Origin of the sequence: Streptomyces oceani (assembly GCF_001751245.1) — a bacterium.
Classification (GTDB): Bacteria; Actinomycetota; Actinomycetes; order Streptomycetales; family Streptomycetaceae; genus Streptomyces; species Streptomyces oceani.
On sequence record NZ_LJGU01000114.1, the window covers coordinates 307,720 to 324,087 of the forward strand.

Sequence of the window (16,368 nt, forward strand, 5' to 3'; positions counted from 1 at the left end):
CCGAGCGAACAGTCACAGCGAGGTGGGACACCGAGCGAACAGTCACAGCGAGGTGGGACACCGAGCGAACAGTCACAGCGAGGTGGGACACCGAGCGAACAGTCACAGCGAGGTGGGACACCGAGCGAACAGTCACAGCGAGGTGGGACACCGAGCGAACAGTCACAGCGAGGTGGGACACCGAGCGAACAGTCACAGCGAGGTGGGACACCGAGCGAACAGTCACAGCGAGGTGGGACACCGAGCGAACAGTCACAGCGAGGTGGGACACCGAGCGAACAGTCACAGCGAGGTGGGACACCGAGCGAACAGTCACAGCGAGGTGGGACACCGAGCGAACAGTCACAGCGAGGTGGGACACCGAGCGAACAGTCACAGCGAGGTGGGACACCGAGCGAACAGTCACAGCGAGGTGGGACACCGAGCGAACAGTCACAGCGAGGTGGGACACCGAGCGAACAGTCACAGCGAGGTGGGACACCGAGCGAACAGTCACAGCGAGGTGGGACACCGAGCGAACAGTCACAGCGAGGTGGGACACCGAGCGAACAGTCACAGCGAGGTGGGACACCGAGCGAACAGTCACAGCGAGGTGGGACACCTGGACCGAGTGGTCTGCCCTACGATCCGCTCGGTTCCTCCCCCCGCTCCAGTTCGTGGCTCAGCTCCTCCAGCTCGCTCCCGCCCGCCATCTGCCGGGTCAGCTCGTCCAGGTCGATCTCGGACTTCTCGTACCGGCCGGCCATCGTGCCGCGCTTGAGGAGTATGAAGCGGTCCGCCACCAGGTAGGCGTGGTGCGGGTTGTGCGTGATCAGGACGACACCGATCCCCTGGTCGCGGGCGGCGGCGACGTACTTCAGCACCACCCCGGACTGCTTGACCCCGAGCGCCGCCGTGGGCTCGTCCAGTACGAGCACCTTCGCACCGAAGTGGATCGCGCGGGCGATGGCCACGCACTGCCGCTCACCGCCGGAGAGGGTGCCGATCGGCTGGTCCACGTCACGCAGGTCGATGCCCATACGCAGCAACGCGTCCCGGGTCGTACGTCGCATCGCCGCCACGTCGAGCCGGGCGAAGGGGCCGCGGCCGGTGACCGGCTCGGATCCGAGAAAGAAGTTCCGCCACACCGGCATCAGCGGAACGACGGCGAGGTCCTGGTAGACGGTGGCGACGCCACGCTCCAGCGCCGCCCGCGGGGAGGTCAGCCGGGTCGGTTCCCCCTCGATCTCGAAGTCGCCGCCGTCGTGCTGGTGCAGTCCCGCGATGATCTTGATCAGGGTGGACTTGCCGGCACCGTTGTCGCCGAGGACGCAGGTGATCTCGCCGGCGTTCACCCGGAGCGAGACGCCGTCCAGCGCCCGGATGTTCCCGTAGTGCTTGCTGACCTCGGTCAGCTCGACCAGAGCAGCCATCAGCCCGCCTCCGCACGCTTGCGAATCCACGCGTTGAGCAGGGTGGCGAGCAGCAGCATCGCCCCCAGGAAGAACTTGAACCAGTCCGGGTTCCAGGCGGCGTAGACGATGCCCTTGCTGGTCATGCCGAAGATCAACGCGCCCACCGCGGCGCCCACGGCCGAACCGTACCCGCCGGTCAGCAGGCAGCCGCCGATGACGGCCGCGGCGATGTAGATCAGCTCGTTGCCCACGCCCTCGCCGGACTGCACCACGTCGTAGTTGAAGAGCAGGTGCTGCCCGGAGATCCAGGCGGCGAGCGCCACCCCCAGGTACAGCCCGATCTTCGTACGGGCCACCGGCACGCCCACCGCGCGCGCCGCGTGCGAGCCGCCACCCACCGCGAAAATCCAGTTGCCGGCCCGGGTGCGCAGCAGAATCCAGGTGGCCACCGCCATGAGCAGCAGCCACCACAGGATCGTCACCTGGAAGTCCACCCCGAACAGCGTCAGGTGGGAGGCGAAGAGCTTGCGTGCGGAGGGGAAGCCCTCCATGTCGCTGATGCTCTTGGTCGACACGGTGCCGCTGACCAGGTTCGTCAGCCCGAGGTTGAGGCCGGTCAGCATCAGGAAGGTGCCGAGCGTGATGATGAAGCTGGGCAGGCCGGTACGGGTGAGCATGACGCCGTTGAACAGTCCGATAGCCAGCGTCACCAGCAACGAGACGCCGACTCCCACCCACACGTTCGCGGTCATCTGGTAGCTGAACATCGAGGAGACCAGCGCCGAGCTGGTGACCATCACCCCGGTGGAGAGGTCGAACTCCCCGCCGATCATCAGCAGCGCCACGGGCACCGCCATGATGCCGATGGTGGAGGAGGCGTAGAGGACCGTGGCGAGGCTGGACGCCTGGAGGAAGCTGTCGGCCACGAAGGCGAAGAACACGAAGACCGCGACCGCGCCCATCACGGCACCCAGTTCCGGGCGGTTGAGCAGGCGCCGTGCCGGGGACCGGCGGGCCAGCCGTTCGTCCGGTGCTTCCTCGGGTTCCTCGTCCGTACGGCCGGTGGTGGCTGCCGTCATCGGGTGCCCCGCTTCGTGTACTCGGCCAGCTTCTCGGCGTCTTTCTCGGTGAGGATCTGCGGGCCGGTGAACACCGGTTTCCCGCCGCCGAGCATGTTGGCGTTGTAGTGGTGCAGCCACATCAGGTCGACCGCCTGGTAGCCCTGCAGGTACGGCTGCTGGTCCACGGCGAAGCCGATCGACCCGTCCGACAGACCCTCGGCCACCTTGGCGTTCAGGTCGAAGGTGGCGACCTCGGCGTCGCTGCCGGCCTGTTCCGCGGCCTTCACGGCGGTGGGCGCGAACGGGGCGCCGAGCGTGACGACGGAGTCGACGGCGCTGTCGGACTGGAGCTTCGCGGTCACCGAGGACTCGACGTCGGGCATGTTCGTACCGTCCACGTACAGCTTCTTGACCTGGCCGTCGAAGGTCTCGCGCACGCCGTCGCAGCGCTGCTCGTGTCCGATGTTGCCCTGTTCGTGCAGGACGCACAGGGCCTTCTTGCGGTCACGTTCGTTCAGTTCCTCGCCGACCGCCTCCCCGGCGATCACCTCGTCCTGGCCGATATGGGTGAGCGCGCCGAAGTCCGCCGACTTCTCCTGACCGGAGTTGATCGTGATCACCGGGATGTCCGCCTTGACCGCCTTCCGTACGACGGACTTCATGGCCGCCGGCTTGGCGAGCGTGACGATCAGCCCGTCGACGTCCTTGTCGATCATCGACTTGGCGAGCTGGGCCTGCTGGCCGGCGTCCTTGTCGTGCGCGTAGATGAACTCGATGTTGTCCTTGGTGGCCGCCTGCTCGGCTCCGCTCTGCACGATGTCCCAGAAGGTGTCGCCGTCGCCGGAGTGCGTGACCATCGCGACCTTCCAGCGCGGCGTGTCCACCGCGGCCTCGCCACCCGCCGCGTTGCGCTCCTCCTCGGCGCGTTTCCCGCCCGTGCTGCTGCACCCGGCGAGTACGGTCACCAGCACCGCCGCGAGCAGCGCCGCCGCCAAGCGCAGCGGGCCTCTCGTAGCTCTGTGCTGCTCCCTACGGACCTTCTGAAGCGTGGACACCCGGGTTCTGACCTCTCGACGCGGTGATCACCGCAGGTCATGGTGAACTCTGCGGAACTCGGCGCACAGTATCGGCCACCCGGACCGGCCAGCACCCCACCGGGTCCCCGCCCGCCCGACGTCCCGTGCCCGCCGTGCGACCTCGGCGCGCGGCGCACGCGAGGCATGGCGGTTGTTCTAGCGGGACTCCGGACGGGCGTCAACGCATCCGTACACCCCGATTACGGGAGGGTACGGGCTCGGGCGGCGGCCGGCGCCCCGTGAACGTCGGTCGCCCGCCGCCGTCCGGCCGCGCCTCACTCCCTCACGTCTGGGCGCCGTCACTCGCCGGCGTAGTACACCTCCAGCTCACCGAGCGAGGTGAAGGTCCTACTGCCACCGGGTGCCCCGATGACACGTACGCCGTCACCGGAGGTGGCGTCGAAGGACAGCTCGTAGGTCTTGTGCGGCCCGGCGCTCCCGTCGGACGGGTAGTCCGGGGTGATCCGGAGTCCGGACACGTCGACCCACTCGTGGTCCTTGCGCACCTGCACGCGCAGGTCCTTGAACCAGCCACCGTCGTCGTACATCTTGCCGGTGGTGTAGGCGACCGAGTCCATCGTGTACTGCCGTGGCCAGGTGTAGCCCCACCAGCTGGCGTCCTTGCGTTCGTCGTTCCAGTCGTCCTCGCTCTGCCGCTTGTCGCCGTCGTTGTAGTAGTCGGTGTTGCCGTAGTGCGTGGCCCGCTCGACACCGGTCGCGCCGTCCTCCCGGGCGAGGTTGCGCCGCGGGTCCGCGGTGTTGCCGGGAGTGGTCTCACGGTGCGGCTCCAGCTGCATCTGACGCAGCGAGAAGGTGTACGCGTGGTGCTCCTCGGGTGGGAAACCACCGCCGCACGGGCAGACGTTGGACTGCAGCCACATCGACCTGCCGTCCGCGCTGATGTACTTCGAGGGGATGGTGGTGGCGTATCCGCCGTGCTTGTCCGGGGTCCACGGGTAGCCGCCGAAGTCCTTGGTCTTGAAGTGCCTCCACGGTCCCCAGGGGTTGGGAGCCTCGTAGAACTCGTAGGTGTACTCGGTCCAGGAGGTGTAGATGTAGCGGTCCAGTCCCTTGTTGTAGACGACGCCGCCCTGGCTGAGCACCGTGGTGTTCTCGACCCGGCCGTCGGTGAACACGTCCTGGTAGATGTGCCGGTCGTCGTGCAGGACGGCCTTGCGGTCGGCGGCGTCCCCCGACCAGGTCGGTTTGCCGGCCTCGTCGTAGCCGCTGACGAACTGCCAGGCGCTCCGCTCCAGCGCCGCGTCCTTGGGCACCCGCGCCAGGTAGACGTCCTGGGGGTCCTGGACCCGGTCGTTGAAGGAGTCCCGCCAGTTGTGGTCCAGGCCGTAGGCGTAGAGGTACTCGTCGTCGGGGGCGTTGGCGTAGTCCTTGCCGTAGTCCAGGAACATCACCGTGGTGAACACGCCGTTGTCGAACATCGGCTTGCTCTTGTCGAAGGTCCAGGTCTTGCCCTTGTCCGTGGACTTGGCGATGGTCGCGCTGGGCGCGTCGTTGAAGTCGGTCGCCAGGTCCTGGACCGCGAGATAGAGATCGCCGTCCGCGCAGGCCATGCCGGTCGGCTTGCGGGTGTGGTCGGCGTTCCACACCTTGCCGACCTCGTCGCCCTCGGCCAGTTGGGCACCCTCCAGGTTTCCGGGCATGCCGGAGATCCGGGCGACACCTATGTCGTGGTAGGTGTCGTCGTACCCCACTCCGTCGCCATAGGCTGTGTAAACGTTGTCATCATCGGACCAACAGTTCGGCCAGAGATCACCGTGGTTCTTGTTGTCACCGACGGTGGGGGCTCCGACGGTCGCCCGGTTCTCGATGTCGACGGTCGAGAAGTAGTCGCTGGCCGGCGGTGATCCGGTCGACGCCGGGGGATCGGCGGGGTCGGCGGGGTCGGCCCCCGCCGGGCCGACCAGCGCGGTGGTCGCCAGGGCCAGTGCGCACGCGGTGAGCAGGCGGCCGGCGCGGAATCGTCTGGGCATCGCGGTCCTCCGTGGGACAGTTGGCGAGATGCGTGAAATCGATTTCGCGGAAGTTACAGCGGACTCGGGCCCGGGTCAATCCCTCGCACAGCACATGTCCCTATGCCGGAAGGTCGCGGCCGCCCCGCCGGCGTCCGGACAGCACGGCGTACGTCAACCGCGCACCAGCAGCTGGAAGTTGAAGGCATAGCGGGACGCCCGGTAGAGATGCGTGCCGTACTCCACCGCCCGACCCGTGTCGTCGTACGTCGTGCGCTGCATCGTCAGCAGCGGGGCGCCCGCCTGTTCGTCCAGCAGCTCCGCCTCGGCCGCCGAGGCGGACCGCGCGCCGACCGACTGCCGCGCGCTGTGCAGCGTGCTGCCGGCGCCGCGCAACAAGCGGTAGAGGCCGGTCCGCTCCAGCTCCGCCACCTCCGGCTTGAGCACGTCCGGTGGCAGGTAGTTGCGCAGGAAGGCCACCGGCTCGCCGTGGGTCAGCCGCAAGCGCTCCAGCAGCCGCACCCGGGCGCCCTCGGCCAACCCGAGCGCCGCGGCGGCCTCGGCCCCCGCCTCCTGTGTCTCCAGCCTGAGCACCCGGGTGGCCGGTTGCTGGCCGGCCGCCTCCAGGTCGTCGTACAGACTGCTCAGCTCCAGCGGACGCCGGACCTGGCTGTGTACGACCTGGGTGCCGATGCCGCGCCGGCGAACCAGCAGTCCCTTCTCGACGAGGGCCTGGATCGCCTGCCGTACGGTGGGCCGGGACAGGCCCAACCGCCCGGCCAGCTCGATCTCGTTGCCCAGCAGGTTGCCCGGCACGAGCAGCCCGCGCTCGATGGCCGACTCGAGTTGCTGCGAGAGCTGGAAGTACAGCGGCACCGGACTGCCGCGGTCCACGCTCAGCCGGAGATCCAACGGGTCCTTGTTCGCCACCTGCGGAGAGTAACGCGCGTCCGGAGGCATCGAAAGCGCTACGTCTGGTTGTCCGGACAATAACTCGGAGACGACCGGGTCGACCGGCCGGTCCGCCGCCCCCGTGCCCGCCCCTTGGCTCCCGTCAGCCGCTCGCGCCGTCGCCGACCGTGGCGACCAGCTGGAAGATCCGCGCGGTGTGGACGTACGGTTCCCGATCGGTCAGGGCCAGCTCCAGGGCCGCCAGCTCGGTGAAGAAGTCCGGGTCCCGCTTGCGCTCGTCGTCCACGATGTGGTCCGCGACCGTACGGATCCCGTAGTGCCGGATGTCCCGGCAGCCCAGGTCAGAGAGCACCCGGCCGATCTCCTGGGCCGTGTACAGCGTCAGCTCCGCCTCGAAGGTCACCGACCGACTCCGGCGCTCGTCCAGCGCACGGAGCGCTCCCCCCGGGTCCAGCGCGCGCACCGCGAGCGCCAGCGGGGCGGAATGCCGGTTGATGGCCATGACGGAGAGCACCCCGCCCGGACGCGTCTGCGCGACGGCACGCTCCAGCGCGGGGCCCGGCTCCCGTTGGTACTGCAACAGGTTGTGGCAGAGCACCACGTCGTGACGGTCGTACGGCGCCGGGTCGGGCATCGCCAGCACGTCCGCCCGATGACAGTCGAGGAGGTGCCCGACACCCGCCTCCCGGGCGCGCTCTCTCGCGGCGGCGAGCATGTCCGGTGCGTAGTCGACCAGGGTGACGTGGTGGCCACGGGCCGCCAGCCGCACTGCGTCACCGCCGTCCGCGCCCGCCAGGTCCAACACCCGCCCGACGGGGAGATCCGACAGCCGTCGGGCCAGGTTGTGTTCCGCCAGGTCGAAACGAAGCCGCCCCCACGGGCTGTGCTGCCAGTTCCGCCAGGCGTCGAGGGCCGCGTCGAAGGCGGCAGGCGAGGCGTCCGAGCTGTCCATGCACGGAACGTACACCGCGTGCGGGTGGAGCGGGGCGATGCCGGTACGGCCCCCCGTTCCGTACCGACTCGCCGGGTCCGGTCAGGTGGAGATGGGACCCAACTCCACCCAGACCATCCGGCCCCCCTCATCCCCCGCCCGGTCGACGCCCCACTCCTCCGCGAGGGTGTCGACCAGCAGCAGGCCACGTCCGCACTCGTCGTCCGGCGTGGCCCAGTACGGCAGCGGCACCCCCGAGTCGCTGCCCTGATCGTGGATCTCGATCCGCAGCCGGGTGCCGCCGCCTTGCAGCAGACAGCTGATCCGCGAACTGTCGCTGTGCAACACCGCGTTGGTGAACAGCTCGGAGACCAGCAGTTGTGCCGTATCGCACACGTCGGCGGGGAAGGCCCAGCGACGCAGCTGTCGGCGCACGCGACGGCGGGCGTCGGCCACCGCCGCGTCATGTGCGGGAAGTTCGAAACCGGCCCACAGCAACTCGGAATCCGAGTCCTCGCGTTGCGGCAGCGCTAGCACCGTGGTGCCACGAGGTAGGGCCACGGCCATTCCGCCTTCCGTACGACCGGGTGGGACTTGCCGAACTTCTCAGAACTCACTATCCAACTCGCCAGGGGCATCTGGCAAGGGGAGATCTGCAAATTGCATAATAGCTGCGGCAGCCTGTTAGTTTTCCGGCTGCGGCATGTCACACTGCGTCCTAGCAACAGTTGACGGCTAAAACACATGGAGCCCTAGGAGGGGACGGTGGCGGACGCGCGAACAGCGCCGACCGTGGGACAGATCGTCCTCGGTCTGCGCTTGCGGGATCTGCGGGACCGGGCCGGCGTCTCCTTCGACGAGGCCGCCAAGGCGCTGAGTGTGAACCAGACCACCATCCGCCGGATGGAGAAGGCGGAGGTCGGCCTCAAGCCCGTCTACGTGGAGAAGCTGCTCCAGGTCTACGGCGTGCCGGAGTCCGAGACGGCCTCCTTCATGACACTGGTCGAGGAGGCGCTGAACCCAGGCTGGTGGCATCGCTTCCGGGACGTACTGCCCTCCTGGTTCAGCCTGTACGTCAGTCTGGAGGAGTCCGCCAGCATCATCCGGGCCTACGAACCACACTGCGTACCCGGCCTCCTCCAGACCGAGGACTACACCCGTGCCCTGTTGCGGGTCGGCTTCCCCAACGCCTCCCGAGAGGAATTGGACCGACGCGTCGCGCTGCGCATGGAACGGCAGGCGCTGCTCTCCCGTACGGCACCGCCACGCCTGTGGGTGGTGATGGAGGAGACCGTACTGCGCCGGCCGGTGGGCGGACCGGACGTGATGCGGGCGCAACTCGACCGGCTGGCCGAGGCCGCGAGAGCGCCCAACATCACGCTGCAGATCCTGCCGTTCTCCGCCGGGCCGCATCCGGGCATGTTCGGTCCGTTCCAGCTCTTCCGCTTCGACATTCCGGAACTGCCGGACATCGTCTACAGCGAGAGCCTGACGGGTGCCGCCTACCACGACGAACGCGTCGACACTGTTGCCTACTTGGAAGCGCTGGACCGTATGGGCGCGCAAGCCGCGCCGCTGGGAGACACCGAGCGAATTCTCGGTGGCCTGCGCAAGGAGCTCTGACCCCCATGAACCGCATATACAACGGCATGCCGGCCAAAGACCTCGGCGCGCAGGGCTGGCGTAAACCCTGGAGCGGTCCGAACGGCGGCAACTGTGTCGAGGCCCTGAAGCTCCTGGACGGTCGGGTGGCGCTTCGACAGTCGAGTGACCCGGACGGCCCCGCCCTCATCTACACGCTCCACGAGATCGAGACCTTCATCGAGGGCGCCAAGCGGGGCGACGCGGACTTCCTGTTGAACTGAGGGACGGCCGGGGTCTTTTCGTGCTGACCAGGACGGCGCCCCGTCGCGCCGGCCGACCGGTCCCGTAGGCCCCGGCGGCCGAAACGACGCCTCATGGCTCTCCGACACGGCTGGCCCCGGTCGCTGGGCCGCGGTCGGGCCCACAGCCCGGCTCACCGCTCAGGGAGCCGCCTGCTCCATCCGCGCCAGCAGATCCGTGACCCGCTCGCTGACCGTCTCCCGGTCGCCCTCGGACAGGGCCGCGCCCATGCCGCAGGCGACCGCTCCGGCCGCGATCCAGTCGGGGGCGTCCTCCAGGGTCACTCCGCCGGTGGGCAGGAAGGCGGCCTGCGGCAGGGCCGCCCGTACGTCCCTGATCCAGCGCGGACCGAAGGCGGAGGCGGGGAAGAGCTTCAGCGCGTCCGCGCCCGACTCCATGGCGGTGACGGCCTCGCTCGGCGTGGCCACGCCGGGGAAGACCGGCACGCCGTACCGGTGGCCCGTGCGGATCACCTCGGCGTCCAGGCTCGGTGAGACGAGGAAACGGGCGCCGGCGTCCACGGCCATCCGGGCGGAGGGCCCGTCGATGACGGTGCCCGCGCCGATCACCGCCTCGTCCCCCGTCTCCCGTCGCAGGGTGGCCACCGCCTCCAGGGCGAACGGGGTGGTCAGTGAGATCTCCAGACTGGTGACGCCCGCGCTGAGCAGGGTGTCCGCGGTCGTGGTCGCGCGCTCGAAGCTGTCGCTCCGCACGATCGCGAGCAGGCGCTGCTCCAGCGCGGCCCGGGTCAGTTCCCAGCGGTACACCTGCGGTGCCGTCCTTCCCGTCGGTCAGCTTCGTCAGCGGCGTACGACATCCGTGCCCTCCTGGTGTGTGGCGAGCGTACGGTCCCGGCTCTCGGCCGTGGGCAGCCCGTCCGTGTCCGAGGGGACCTGCACAACCATGGCCGCGACGCACGCGGCCTCGGCGAGCGCGCGCTGCGGCGCCACGCCACGCAGCCAGGCGGACAGCCAGCCGGCGGCGAAGGCGTCACCCGCGCCCACCGGATCGGCGGCCCGCACGGCGAACGGCTGCTGGTCCCACCGCTGCCCGGAGGCGCTGAACGTGCTCGCGGACCGGTCCCGGCGCTTGATCACGACCGCGCCGGCGCGGCCCAGCTCGAGCAGCGCCCGCGCGCCCTCGTCGGCGCCGCCTCCCAGCAACAGCTCCATCTCGTCCTCGCCGGCCAGGACGAGGTCCACCTCGCGCAACAGCGGGCCGATGGCACGTATCCACTCGTGTCCACTGCCGAGCTTCCGCCGCACGTTGGGATCGAAGGAGACGGTGACGCCCGCGTCTACCGCCCGCTCGATCAGCACTCGGGTCGCCTCGGCGGCGCTCCGGGAGAGCATCGCGGTGATGCCGGAGACGTGCAGCAGGCGGGCGCCGGTCAGCGCGTCCTCGGACAGGTGCTCGGGGGCGAGTCGGGAGGCGGCCGATCCCGCGCGGTAGTACTGCACGTCGATGGCCCGCTCCGGGTGGCTGTCCCGCAACAGCAGGCCGGTCGGCGCCTCGGAGTCCGTCCCGACGTGTGACACGTCCACCCCCTCGGCCCGCAGCTCCCGCAGCACGGCGGCGCCGGCGGGGTCAGCGCCCAATCTGCCGAGCCACCGCACCTGGTGGCCCAGGCGGGAGAGCCCCGTCGCGACGTTCGACTCGGCGCCCGCGACCGAGCGGCGATACGCCACCGCCCGCTCCAGCGGCACGCCGGGCTCGGCGAGCATCAGCAGCATCGCCTCGCCACAGGTCACCACTTCCGGCCCGACGCTCACCCACGACTCCCCACTTCGGCCTCCTGCCCACACACTGCCCACCACTGCCCACCGCGACCTGACTGGGCAGGTGGGCCGACTGGCGTGATCTGCCGGAAACGCTACCCCTCGGCACTGACAACGTGGTTCCCGGGTGGAGGTTCACCTCTGGGGTCTTCGCCGGAAAGGAGCGGGTTTCACGACGGCGGGCGGCGGGCGAGCGGACGGCCGGCGCGAGACTGGCGGGCGGCGGCCGGAGAGAGCGGTGGGCCGTACCCACGCGTACCGGCCCGCCGTCAGACACCCGCGGCGAGCGGGGTTTGACGACGGGCCGGGCACCGCTCGGAGGTTCGGTGTGGAACCGACTCAGCAGCTGTAGTCGACGAGGTCGAAGGACTCGTAGTGGTCCTCCGTGTAGTAGTCCTCCTCGTCCTTGTCACCGGTCACGATGCGCTTGGCTCCGCGGTCGTCGGAGCCGGGGGTCTCGACTGTGTACTCGTGGTAGTAGCCGGTGTCCTGGTCAGGCAGCAGGCCCTCGCGGTTCTCGAAGACCTGGCCGTCCTGCGGGTACGGGTACGGGCCGCCCTGCTCGATCAGGTCAAGGGTGTCGTGGGCCTCCGGCGGCAGTTCGGACTGACAGATGTCGCCGACCGCCGCCGGGGCGACGGCCACGGCCGCGGAGGGGACCGGTGCGGACTCGTGTGGTGCGGCGAAAGCCGCCGGTGCGCCGACGAGCAGGGAAGCGGAGAAGGCGGCGGCGACACCGATGCGGGCGAAATGTGGGGGGAATCTCATGGCACCCATGGTGACGCGCGTAGATTCCATGTCAATGCCAACGACACACATTTTCCCGGCCGTTCATCGTTTCGCCCGGCCCTCCCGGTCGCGGCACGGGACGGGGGCACTCGCGGGACGGCACACGGCACGTACGCGCCATGGTCGGCAACCCACTCCAGGACCGCCGGACCATGGCACCCAGCCGTAACCGCTCAGCCGCCCAACCGCCGGTGGCGCGCGGTGAGTCGGTCCGCGCCCTCGACGGTGAGCGAGCCGTGCAGGCGCAGCCGCGCGATACCGCCGTCGGGGAAGATGTCCACCCGGACCTGGGTCACCGACGGGGCGGCGTCCAGCAGAAAGCGGTGCACGGTGTCCGGTTGGAGTCGGGTGCGGGGCAGCAGTTCGCGCCACTCCGCTTGCTCGCCGGCCGCCGCGTCCCGGCCGAGGAGGGCCGCCCAACCGGCCGCGTTGCCCTTGAGATAGCCGGTGTCGATCTCCACCGCGCGGATCACCGCCTGCTCGGTCAGCGCGTACCGAATCCAGTCGTGGCCGTCATCCCGACGTCGCCGGGTCTCCCAACCGTCGTCCATCTTGCGGGAACGCCCGGGCTGGATGGTGTTGGTCGCCGGCGAGTAGAAGCGGTCGGAGGCGTCCTCGACCGCGCCACCGTGCTCCAGTGCCACCAGGTCGAAGGTGCCCAACGCGGCGAGCCAGTCGGGGTCCGGCGCCACCTCGCCGTACACCCGCAGCCGCGCGATGCCGCCGTCCGGATGCTGCCGCAGTCGGACGTGTGTGAAGCGCTGCTCGACGGTGACCTCGAAGCCGTTGGCCGCGTGCCCGCCGATGGCCGTACGGGGCAGGATCTCGGTCCAGCGCACGTCATCCGCGAGGAGTTCCTCGGGTGAGGGCGAGCCGGGCAGGGAGACGGCGTCCACGGAGACGGCGTGCGGGTAGTTGCCACGGAAGTGCGCGGTGTCGACGACGAGTCCGCGGATGACGCCGGGGGCCCCGAGCCGGACGAGCGCCCAGTCGTGGTCCTGCGCGGTCGGGTGCGGAGTCCGCGCGCCGGTGCCCCGGCGGCGCCGGGTCTCCCAACCGTCCATGATCTTGCCCTTGTGCCCGAAGTGCTCCGGGTCGAACTCGGGGCGGTTCGGTTTGAGCAGGTTCTCGCGTTCCGCGAAGAACTCGTCGTTCGCCGCGATGACCCCGGCGCCCAGTTGTCGGTCGGCCAGGTTGGGCAGGGAGGTGAACGGGAGTGCGGCGGTGCGGTAGTCGGCGTACGGGTCGCCGCCCTGGTACGGGCTGGCGTCCCCGGTGAAGGGGCCGGGCCGCGTATGACCCGTGGCTGCCTCCGTGCTCATGGCTCGTTCCTTTCGATCAGTCGGCCCGCCCGCTTCAGGGGTCGGCCGTCCTCTGTGATCCGTTCGCCGCGCAGCCAGCTGGACCGTACGACGCCGTGCAGGGTGCGGCCGGCGTAGGCGGTGACCTGGTTCCGGTGGTGCAGCGCGGTCGGGTCGACGGTGAAGGTCTCCTCGGGCGCCAGGACGGCGAAGTCCGCGTCCCGGCCCGGTTCGATGGCGCCCTTGCCGGTCAGGCCCGCCAGCCGGGCGGGGCCGGTGGACATCCAGCGCGCCACGTCCGCCAGTTCGTGTCCGCGCCGCCGGGCCTCCGTCCACACGGCGGGCAGTCCCAACTGCAGCGAGGAGATGCCGCCCCAGGCGGTCATGAAGTCGGCGGTCTTCAGGTCCGTCGTGCAGGGCGAGTGATCGGAGACGACGCACTCGATGGTGCCGTCGGCCAGGCCCTGCCACAACTCGTCCTGGTTGGCCCGCTCCCTGATGGGCGGGCAGCACTTGAACTCGGTGGCACCGTCCGGGATCTCCTCCGCGGTGAGGGTGAGGAAGTGCGGGCAGGTCTCCACGCTGAGCCGTACGCCCTCCCGCCGGGCCGCGCGAATCTGCGGCAGCGCGTCCGCCGCGGACAAATGGAGGACGTGCACCCGGGCCCGCGACTCTCGGGCGAGGTCGATCAGTTGCCGGATGGCGTCGTGCTCGGCGTCGCGGGGCCTGGAGGCGAGGAAGTCGGCGTACCGGCCGCTGTTCCGCCGCTGGGGCGCGGCCTCCAGCCGCCCCGGTGCCTCGGCGTGCACGATCAACAGGCCCTCGAACGCCGCGATCTCGGCCAGCGCGGACGCGAGCGCGTCCGCGTCGAGTTCGGGGAACTCCTCCACCCCGGACGGGGAGAGGAAGCACTTGAAGCCGAACACCCCGGCCTCGTGCAACGGACGCAGGTCCGCGACGTTCCCGGGCACGGCGCCGCCCCAGAACCCGGTGTCGACGTACGCCTTGGGGCGGGCGACGTCCTGCTTGGCGCGCAGGTGAGCGACGCTGGTGGTCGGGGGCAGCGAGTTCAGCGGCATGTCCAGCAGGGTGGTGATGCCGCCGGCCGCCGCGGCCCGGGTGGCGGTCGCGAAGCCCTCCCACGCCGTGCGGCCCGGATCGTTCACATGCACGTGGGTGTCGACGAGGCCGGGCAGCAGGGCGTCGTCCCCGAGGTCCGTCAGCCGTACGCCCGTGGGCACCCCGGTCTCGTACGGCAGCACCCGGTCGATCCGTCCGCCGGTCACGAGCACGGTGGCGGGTCGGGTGTCCTCGGGCGTGACGACACGGGTCGAACGCAGCGCGAGGGACTGGACCGCGCCGGCGGACCCGGCGGGTGGGACGAGGTTCGGGTCGGTGGACGGATCGGGATTTCCGGGCAACGGAGTCCTCCTCATCTCCCGCGAGCGGTGCGGCACGCTGAACGGGAATTCCGCACTGCGAAATTTCAACGTTCTGTTGAAGAGTCTTCATCCTCCGACCACGCACGTCAAGCCCTCCCCTCCCGGCACCCATTCCACCGCGGGTTTTCCCACCGCGGGTTTTCCCACCGCGGGTTTCCCACCACCGGACCGCCCGGGCTGCCGCAGGTCGCCGTACGTCCGCCGCCGCAGCCGTGCGCGAGTCACCCGCCCCGCCTCACCAGCCGGTAACATGCGCCCGAAACCGCTGGAAAGGAACGCGAAGTGCCGCCGAGCGCCGACGCCAAGCCCCCCGAGCCACCCGCCCCCTCCGCGGGCGGGGTCCAGTCCCTCGAGCGCGCCTTCGACCTGCTGGAGCGCATGGCCGACGCCGGAGGCGAGGTCGGACTCAGCGAGCTGTCCGGAAGCAGCGGCCTGCCGCTCCCCACCATCCACCGGCTGATGCGCACGCTGGTCGCCTGCGGCTACGTACGCCAACAGCCCAACCGCCGGTACGCCCTCGGCCCGCGGCTCATCCGGCTTGGCGAGAGCTCCGCGCGCCTGCTGGGCACCTGGGCACGGCCGGCCCTGAGCAGGCTGGTCGAGGAGTCCGGCGAGACAGCGAACATGGCACTGCTGGACGGCGACGAGGTCGTCTACGTCGCTCAGGTGCCCTCGCGGCACTCGATGCGGATGTTCACCGAGGTCGGGCGCCGCGTACTGCCGCACGCGACCGGCGTGGGGAAGGCGCTGCTCGCGCACAAGCCCGCCCAGGAGGTACGCGCGCTGCTGGGACGCACCGGCATGCCCGCGACCACCGAGCGGACGATCACCACCGCGGACGGCTTCCTGGACGCCCTGGAGGACGTCCGCGCCAGCGGCTACGCCACGGACGACAACGAGCAGGAGATCGGCGTGCGCTGCATCGCCGTCTCCGTCCCGGATTCGCCCACGCTGGCCGCGATCTCCATCTCCGGGCCCGCCGGACGCGTCACCGAGGCCGCGACGGACAAGCTGGTGCCGCTGCTACACGAGGTCGCCCGCGACCTCTCCGCCACTCTCGCCGCCACGGGCACGACCTGACCCCAGCCTGGCGCGACGCTCCGACCGCCGAACGACGCGGCCTAGCTGGCACCGAATACCTCTATCGCCCCGCGCAGCTCGGCCAGCGCGGAGTGCAGCGCGCTCACCGAGCCCACCGCGGCGGCGACCAGGAGCAACGACTCCCGCAACCGGGCTGGTTCGAGGACCGAACCAGCCCGAGCCATGGCATCCAACTCAGCGAGCTCCTCCTCGGCCGCCTGCCGATCCGGCAGTTGGGCGGGGTGCTCAGCCAACTCCCGTCGCACCCGGTCCACGGACCGCCGCAGCGCGACGATCCGCGCGTCCACACCCTGGTCCGCCACGGTACGGCGGCCCACCGTCTCGCTTCGCAACGCGGGTCTCCCCCCACAGGATTCGGCATTCGTCCTCCACGCCCCCAGCACGGAGATCCGCATAGTAAACGACACTCTCCGCACATCGCACCACACGGAGGGCGAAAATCATCCGGAGTTGTTATCGCGTCGTTTCACCGGGTCACCGAAGAGCGCGCGTGCCCGCCGCACCACCCTTGGATACTGGAACCCCCGGCCTGGAACCCCCGGCCTGGAACCCCGGCCTGGGGCCGCCCACCCGTCCGCGCCCGGACAGCCGCCCGCATTCCCACGAGGATTCCGGATGAATTCGCATCGCCGAGCCCCGTCGCCCGAGGCGAGGCCCGCGCCCGACCGTACGGCCGCGCCCGCCTCCGCGCCCGGGTCGGTCGTGGCCGTCCTGCTCGCGGCCAAGGCG

General features: G+C 70.2%; 16 protein-coding genes. 3 read left to right on the forward strand and 13 right to left on the reverse strand.

Translation table 11 applies throughout. From position 1 onward, the window contains the following. Window positions 1–620: 620 nt before the first annotated feature. The 7 genes from AN216_RS08680 to AN216_RS08710 form a co-directional block, all read right to left on the reverse strand. Window positions 621–1,412: an ATP-binding cassette domain-containing protein gene (locus AN216_RS08680; protein WP_070196012.1), complete on the reverse strand. Its 792-nt coding sequence runs from the start codon at window positions 1,410–1,412 to the stop codon at window positions 621–623. Next, window positions 1,412–2,473: an ABC transporter permease gene (locus tag AN216_RS08685; protein WP_070196013.1), complete on the reverse strand. Its 1,062-nt coding sequence runs from the start codon at window positions 2,471–2,473 to the stop codon at window positions 1,412–1,414. The genes AN216_RS08680 and AN216_RS08685 overlap by 1 nt, the downstream gene beginning before the upstream one ends. Continuing rightward, window positions 2,470–3,456: a sugar ABC transporter substrate-binding protein gene (locus AN216_RS08690; RefSeq protein WP_476755926.1), complete on the reverse strand. Its 987-nt coding sequence runs from the start codon at window positions 3,454–3,456 to the stop codon at window positions 2,470–2,472. The genes AN216_RS08685 and AN216_RS08690 overlap by 4 nt, the downstream gene beginning before the upstream one ends. Before the next feature lie 374 nt (window positions 3,457–3,830). Continuing rightward, window positions 3,831–5,522: a DUF4185 domain-containing protein gene (locus AN216_RS08695; protein ID WP_070196014.1), complete on the reverse strand. Its 1,692-nt coding sequence runs from the start codon at window positions 5,520–5,522 to the stop codon at window positions 3,831–3,833. A 153-nt stretch (window positions 5,523–5,675) separates the two neighbouring features. Then, window positions 5,676–6,461, reverse strand: a complete 786-nt coding sequence (locus tag AN216_RS08700; RefSeq protein WP_070196015.1) for a GntR family transcriptional regulator — start codon at window positions 6,459–6,461, stop codon at window positions 5,676–5,678. 94 nt (window positions 6,462–6,555) lie between these two features. Further along, entirely contained in the window at window positions 6,556–7,365 is an 810-nt protein-coding gene (locus tag AN216_RS08705) for a methyltransferase domain-containing protein (protein WP_070196016.1), read from the reverse strand. Window positions 7,366–7,446: 81 nt separating this feature from the next. Further along, entirely contained in the window at window positions 7,447–7,905 is a 459-nt protein-coding gene (locus AN216_RS08710; RefSeq protein ID WP_244502371.1) for an ATP-binding protein, read from the reverse strand. A gap of 204 nt (window positions 7,906–8,109) precedes the next feature. On the opposite strand from AN216_RS08710, the gene AN216_RS08715 reads away from it, so the two are divergent. Then, window positions 8,110–8,967 (forward strand): helix-turn-helix domain-containing protein, encoded by an 858-nt coding sequence (locus tag AN216_RS08715; protein WP_070196017.1) that lies wholly within the window; start codon window positions 8,110–8,112, stop codon window positions 8,965–8,967. A gap of 5 nt (window positions 8,968–8,972) precedes the next feature. After that, window positions 8,973–9,209: a DUF397 domain-containing protein gene (locus tag AN216_RS08720; protein WP_070196018.1), complete on the forward strand. Its 237-nt coding sequence runs from the start codon at window positions 8,973–8,975 to the stop codon at window positions 9,207–9,209. Window positions 9,210–9,368: 159 nt separating this feature from the next. Here AN216_RS08720 and AN216_RS08725 read toward each other — a convergent pair whose 3' ends face one another. The 5 genes from AN216_RS08725 to allB all read right to left on the reverse strand — a co-directional run bounded on the left by AN216_RS08725 (window position 9,369) and on the right by allB (window position 14,436). Beyond that, entirely contained in the window at window positions 9,369–9,995 is a 627-nt protein-coding gene (locus AN216_RS08725) for a bifunctional 4-hydroxy-2-oxoglutarate aldolase/2-dehydro-3-deoxy-phosphogluconate aldolase (RefSeq protein ID WP_070196019.1), read from the reverse strand. Window positions 9,996–10,028: 33 nt separating this feature from the next. Next, on the reverse strand, window positions 10,029–11,000 hold the full coding sequence (locus tag AN216_RS08730; protein ID WP_275522189.1) for a sugar kinase: 972 nt from the start codon (window positions 10,998–11,000) through the stop codon (window positions 10,029–10,031). Between the two features lie 345 nt (window positions 11,001–11,345). Beyond that, window positions 11,346–11,774, reverse strand: coding sequence for a guanyl-specific ribonuclease (locus AN216_RS08735; protein WP_070196130.1), 429 nt, complete (start codon window positions 11,772–11,774; stop codon window positions 11,346–11,348). A 194-nt stretch (window positions 11,775–11,968) separates the two neighbouring features. Further along, window positions 11,969–13,117 carry an allantoicase gene (gene alc, locus AN216_RS08740; protein ID WP_070196020.1) on the reverse strand — a complete coding sequence of 383 codons (1,149 nt, stop codon included), beginning with the start codon at window positions 13,115–13,117 and terminating at the stop codon, window positions 11,969–11,971. Beyond that, window positions 13,114–14,436, reverse strand: coding sequence for an allantoinase AllB (gene allB / locus AN216_RS08745; RefSeq protein WP_070196131.1), 1,323 nt, complete (start codon window positions 14,434–14,436; stop codon window positions 13,114–13,116). Before allB ends, alc begins: the two co-directional genes overlap by 4 nt. A 384-nt stretch (window positions 14,437–14,820) precedes the next feature. Between allB and AN216_RS08750 the strand changes: the two genes are divergently transcribed. After that, a complete protein-coding gene (locus AN216_RS08750; protein ID WP_070196021.1) occupies window positions 14,821–15,618 on the forward strand; it encodes an IclR family transcriptional regulator in 798 nt (265 codons plus the stop codon). Between the two features lie 41 nt (window positions 15,619–15,659). On the opposite strand, the gene AN216_RS08755 is transcribed toward AN216_RS08750, so the two are convergent. Beyond that, window positions 15,660–15,971, reverse strand: a complete 312-nt coding sequence (locus AN216_RS08755; protein ID WP_070196022.1) for a DUF5955 family protein — start codon at window positions 15,969–15,971, stop codon at window positions 15,660–15,662. Window positions 15,972–16,368 lie beyond the last annotated feature (397 nt).